Source organism: Streptomyces sp. UH6 (assembly GCF_013421635.1).
GTDB classification, from domain to species: Bacteria; Actinomycetota; Actinomycetes; order Streptomycetales; family Streptomycetaceae; genus Streptomyces; species Streptomyces abyssomicinicus.
In genome coordinates this window covers 1-4,614 of record NZ_JACADT010000440.1, presented here as the reverse complement: position 1 = coordinate 4,614, position 4,614 = coordinate 1, and the positions used below count along the sequence as shown (strand labels likewise).

Genomic DNA, 4,614 nt, shown 5'->3' with positions numbered 1-4,614 from the left:
CTACTACGCGCGGACCTACCGCGCCGTCGGCGGCGCGCCCGCCCAGGCGCCCTGGCCGCTCAACCACCACGAAGGCGTGTCCACCATCGTGATCCCCGCCGACCACGACACCTGGTCGACGGTCCTGGTGGTCTCCAGCCGCGACCACGCCCTCAAGGCCCTGCACGACCCCTCCGCCTGGGAGCGGGCGGTGAAGCTGCTCCCCGAGCTGGACGGCCGGACCGACGGCGAGCCGATCACCGCCCCGCAGGCCATGGCCGGTCTGCACAGCCGCATGCAGCGGACCGTGGTGGAGGGACGGCCGGTCGTGACCGGTCTGCTCCACGTCGGTGACGCCTGGGCGTCCACCGACCCGCAGTTCGGACTGGGCCTGTCGATGGGGATGACCCACGCGACCGCGCTCGCCGACACGGTCGCCGCCACGGGGCTGGCGGACACCGTCGACCTGGCGCTGCGTTTCGACGAGGTGACCGAGCGGACGCTCGCCCCCGTCTACGGGCGCCTGCGCGAGTGGGACCACCACCGGCTCGCCGAGATCGACGCCGCGATCGCCGGCCGCCCCTACGAGACGGACGACCCGGGCTGGCACCTCACCAACGCCCTGGACGGCGTGAAGCTCGCCGACCCGGACGTGCTGCGGGCGTTCACCGAGGTGGCCTGCATGCTCGACTCCCCGGAGGGTGCGTTCGGCGCCCCGGGCCTGGTCGAGCGGGCCCTCACCCTGAACGGCGGACCGGACTGGACGTGGCCGGGCCCGTCCCGCGCCGAGGTGCTGGCCGCGGTGCAGGCCGGCTGACACCGGGCGCGCCCCTCGGAGGGCCCTCGCGGGAGGGCCCCCACGGATCACCCCCGGGCCACACGGTGCCGGGAGGAGAGGTCGACGCGTCCGGCCGCTCGCACGCGGCCGGACCCGTCGACGCACAGCACGATCGAACAACCGAGCAGTGGAACAGCCGAGCAGTAGAAGACGAGGCGCACGCGGGAAGACCCCGCACGCCGACCGAAAGGACACCATGAACAGCCGTTCGCACGCCGCACTCACTCTTTCCGTCGTTCTCGGTGCGGCCCTGCTGACGAGCGCCTGCGGCAGCGGCTCCGACGGGAGTGCCGACACGCCCGCTTCGAGCCCCGCCGCCGAGGCCGCCCAGGAGAGCCCGGCCGACGGGGGCGACGGGGCCGCCTCGGGCGACGCCGCGTCCGGTGACGCCCCGGAGCAGGACACGGACTCCTCCGACGACGCGGCGGCCGACAAGCCCGGCTACGGACAGGGCTGCGGCAGCAACGACCTCGACTGGTCGGCCAAGGAGGAGACGCAGGCCGGCGGCTACGTCCTGGTCTCCGTCAAGGCGAAGTCCGGCATCACCTGCGTCCTGCCCGGCGGGCTGCCCGTGATGGCCTTCGGCTCCGGCGGCACCCAGGCCGGTCCCGCCGAGCAGTCCGCGGGCGACGAGATCACCCTCACCGGTGGCACGACGGTCTACGCGGGGGTCGCCCCGAAGACCACCAACAGCGATGCCGGCACCGAGTACGGCACCGTCATCGTCTCCGTGAGCGAGGGCGACCCCCACCCGGTGTCGCTGAAGATCGGCCCCGTCCTCGTCGACGAGCCGGTCGTGACCAACTGGCACACCGACCCGGCGGACGCCGTCCCGCTCGCCCCGTGACGGGTTCCGGCGGCCGCCGTCCGCGCCGCCCGAGGGGGCGCGGACGGCGGCCGCCGGTCAGCCGACCAGATCGGGCGCCCGCAGCATCTGCGCCGGGACGCCCCAGGCGTCGACGAGGTCGACCGCGAGGGGCCGCACCTTGCGGCACAGGGAGTTCACCTCGCGGCTGATGGCCTTGGAACGCTGGACGGTCAGGCGGCCGTGCTCCATGAACCAGGCCCGGTCCGCCTCGATCGTGGACAGGGCGAACAGGTCGCACAGCAGTCCCAGCGCGACCTTGTTGCCGCCCTCGGGCTGCGCCTTCACCTTGTCGGTGAACGCCTCCAGCACCAGCCGCTCGACGTGGGCGTGGGCGAGCGCGATGACATGGTCCTGCACCTGCGAGAAGACGACGCCGGGGTTGCGCTTCCGGTCGATCCCGCGCTTGAGCCGGCGGGCGAGCCCGGCGAGCATGTGCTCCTCGCGGTAGCGGAGCATGGCGAGCTGGTACTCCGAGTCGAGCAGTCCGGCCTCCTGGTCCCAGTCGTCCCCGCCGGGCAGCAGGTCGCGCACCCGCTCGAGCAGCTTGTGGACCGAGGCCTTCTCGATGACCGTCTCGACGGCGAGGCCGGTGACGTAGCGGACCATGCCGAGCTGGTCCAGGTCCTCGAACTCGCTCGCGTAGTGGGTGAGCAGCCCCTTGGCCACCAGTTGCAGCAGGACGTGGTTGTCGCCCTCGAAGGTGGTGAAGATGTCGCTGTCGGCCTTGAGCGCGGCGAACCGGTTGACGGTGAGGTAGCCGGCGCCGCCGCACGCCTCGCGGCACTCCTGGACGACCCGGGTGGCGTGCCAGGTGCCGAGCGCCTTGGTGCCGGCGGCCCGTGCCTCCAGCCGGCGCCGCGCCGGGGCGTCGTCCTCGGTGGCGGAGAAGACCTCGTGCAGCTGCGTGCGCACCACGTCCTGGGCGAAGTGCAGCGCGTAGGTGCGCGCGATCAGCGGCAGCAGGCGCCGCTGGTGGAGGCCGTAGTCGAGGAGGAGCTGCTCCTCCGTGTCCGAGGCCGCCTCGAACTGGCGGCGCCGGTCGGCGTACTTGGTGGCGATCGCAAGGGCCACCTTGGCGACGTTGACCCCGGCGCCGCCGACGCAGACCCGGCCCTGCACCAGGGTGCCGAGCATGGTGAAGAAGCGCCGGTGGGGGTTGTCGATCGAGCTCTCGTACACGCCGTCGGGTGTGACGTCGGCGAACCGGTTGAGCAGCGCCTCGCGCGGCACCCGCACGCCGTCGAAGTGGATGCGGCCGTTGTCCACTCCGTTGAGGCCCATCTTGCGGCCGTCGTCCTCGATGCGGACGCCGGGCGCGGCCTCGCCGCCGACCCGGACCGGCACCACGAACGCGTGCACGCCCTCGGACTTCCCCGCCACCTCCAGCTGGGCGAAGACCACCGCCAGTTCGGCGTGGCGTGCCGCGTTGCCGATGTAGTCCTTGCGCGCCTGGTCGTCGGGGGTGGTGATGACGAACTCCCGGGCGGCCGGGTCGTAGCGCGCGACGGTGCCGAGGGCCTGGACGTTGGAGCCGTGTCCGGTCTCGGTCATCGCGAAGCAGCCCATCAGCTTGCCGGTGACCAGGTCCGGCAGGTACGCGGCGTGGTGGCGTTCGGTGCCCAGGTGCAGGATCGCGCCGCCGAAGAGCCCGAACTGCACGCCGACCTTCACCAGTACCGACAGGTCGCCGAAGGCGAGCGTCTCGAACGCGGCGATCGAGGCTCCGATGTCGCCGCCCCCGCCGTACTCGCGCGGGAAGCCCATGCCGGTCTGTCCCGTCGCGGCCATCTCGACCACGAGCTCGCGCACCCGCTCGCGGAACGCTTCCACGCCGAGCTCCTCGGCCTCCTCGAGCACGGAGGCGTACGTCACCAGGTTGGTGCGGACGAGGTCGCGGATGCGGGCGTACTCGCCGTCGAGGACCTCGGTCAGTGCCGGGACGTCGATCTCGGGCCGGACGTGACCGCCCGCGGCGGCGGACGGGCTCGCGGCGGACGGGCTCGCGGCGGACGTGACGTCGGCGGACGTGTTTTCGGCGGCCATGCCACTCCGCTACCCCGCCCGCGGGTGGTCAAGCGGTGGAACGGGGCGCTTGGGGCCGTACGGGGGACACGGCGGCGGCCCGAGCGGCCCGAGCGCCCCGCGAGGGACGCCGCCCCCGCGGGCAGGACGCCGCCCGCGGCACGGCGCGGCGTGGGTCACGGACCGGTGTGCAGGTACGCGGCCCACAGCACGGGCGCCGGCGGGGGCCTGGTCGAGCACCCGGAGATCCCCGGTGACCTGGAACCAGCCCCGCAGGGACCGGCCCAGCTCGGTGAGGCAGCTCGGCCGTTCCCACGAGCCGGGCGGCAACTTTGCCACGGCGGTGGCCCACAGTGTCACGGCGGTCCGCACGGCACGGGGGTCGTGCGACCGCTGCCTTGCCTCGAAGTGCGCCAGCGCCTCACCCCTGTACCGCAACACCGTCCGACGGTCCTGCGGACCCGCCATCGACAACTCCTGTCCCCGACCGGTGCGAAAGCGCCCACTCGGACGCAACTCACCTATAGTCACCCGTAGTTCACGGCACATGGACCCTGCGGGAGGCCCCGTTTGAGCGACTGGCGGAACGCACTGGAGGAAGCACGTCTCCTGCTCCAGGCAGCCGGGGCGACGCCCGTGGCGAGCCCCGCGGTCTGGGCCCGGCTGGACGGCGCGCTCACCGGCCTGGAGGGCGCCGTCCGCCGGAGGGACCCGGACCGCCTGCGGCTCGCCCTGTACACCCTGGAGGACTCCCTCCCGGCCGTCAGGATGCGGATGCCCGGTGGCCCGGACGACCTGACGGCCCCGCCGCCGCCACTGGCGGAACGCCTCGACCGGCTGATCACCCGTATCCGGGTGGCCGAGGCGGACGTGGCCCGTCCCGGCCGCGTGGATCCGGGCGACCACG

The 4,614-nt window shown here is 73.5% G+C and carries 4 protein-coding genes; 3 read left to right on the top strand and 1 reads right to left on the bottom strand.

The genetic code is table 11. The features are described from left to right. Together HW445_RS19390 and HW445_RS19385 are read left to right on the top strand one after the other, a co-directional pair. Positions 1–796: FAD-dependent monooxygenase (locus tag HW445_RS19390; protein WP_374939673.1), on the top strand; the 796-nt coding region annotated here is incomplete at its 5' end. Positions 797–1,013: 217 nt separating this feature from the next. Next, positions 1,014–1,664, top strand: a complete 651-nt coding sequence (locus tag HW445_RS19385; RefSeq protein WP_180222257.1) for a DUF4232 domain-containing protein — start codon at positions 1,014–1,016, stop codon at positions 1,662–1,664. Between the two features lie 57 nt (positions 1,665–1,721). Here the strand turns inward: HW445_RS19385 and HW445_RS19380 are convergent, their stop codons facing one another. Next, complete coding sequence (locus HW445_RS19380; protein ID WP_257231166.1) at positions 1,722–3,728, bottom strand: acyl-CoA dehydrogenase; 2,007 nt, start codon at positions 3,726–3,728, stop codon at positions 1,722–1,724. Positions 3,729–4,277: 549 nt separating this feature from the next. Between HW445_RS19380 and HW445_RS19375 the strand changes: the two genes are divergently transcribed. After that, the coding region (locus tag HW445_RS19375) for a CATRA system-associated protein (protein ID WP_180222256.1) at positions 4,278–4,614 on the top strand (337 nt) is incomplete at its 3' end.

Coding starts and splice junctions, on each gene's coding strand:
- HW445_RS19385 (WP_180222257.1), top strand. CDS start 1,014: ATGAACAGCCGTTCGCACGCCGCACTCACTCTTTCCGTCGTTCTCGGT.
- HW445_RS19380 (WP_257231166.1), bottom strand. CDS start 3,728: ATGGCCGCCGAAAACACGTCCGCCGACGTCACGTCCGCCGCGAGCCCG.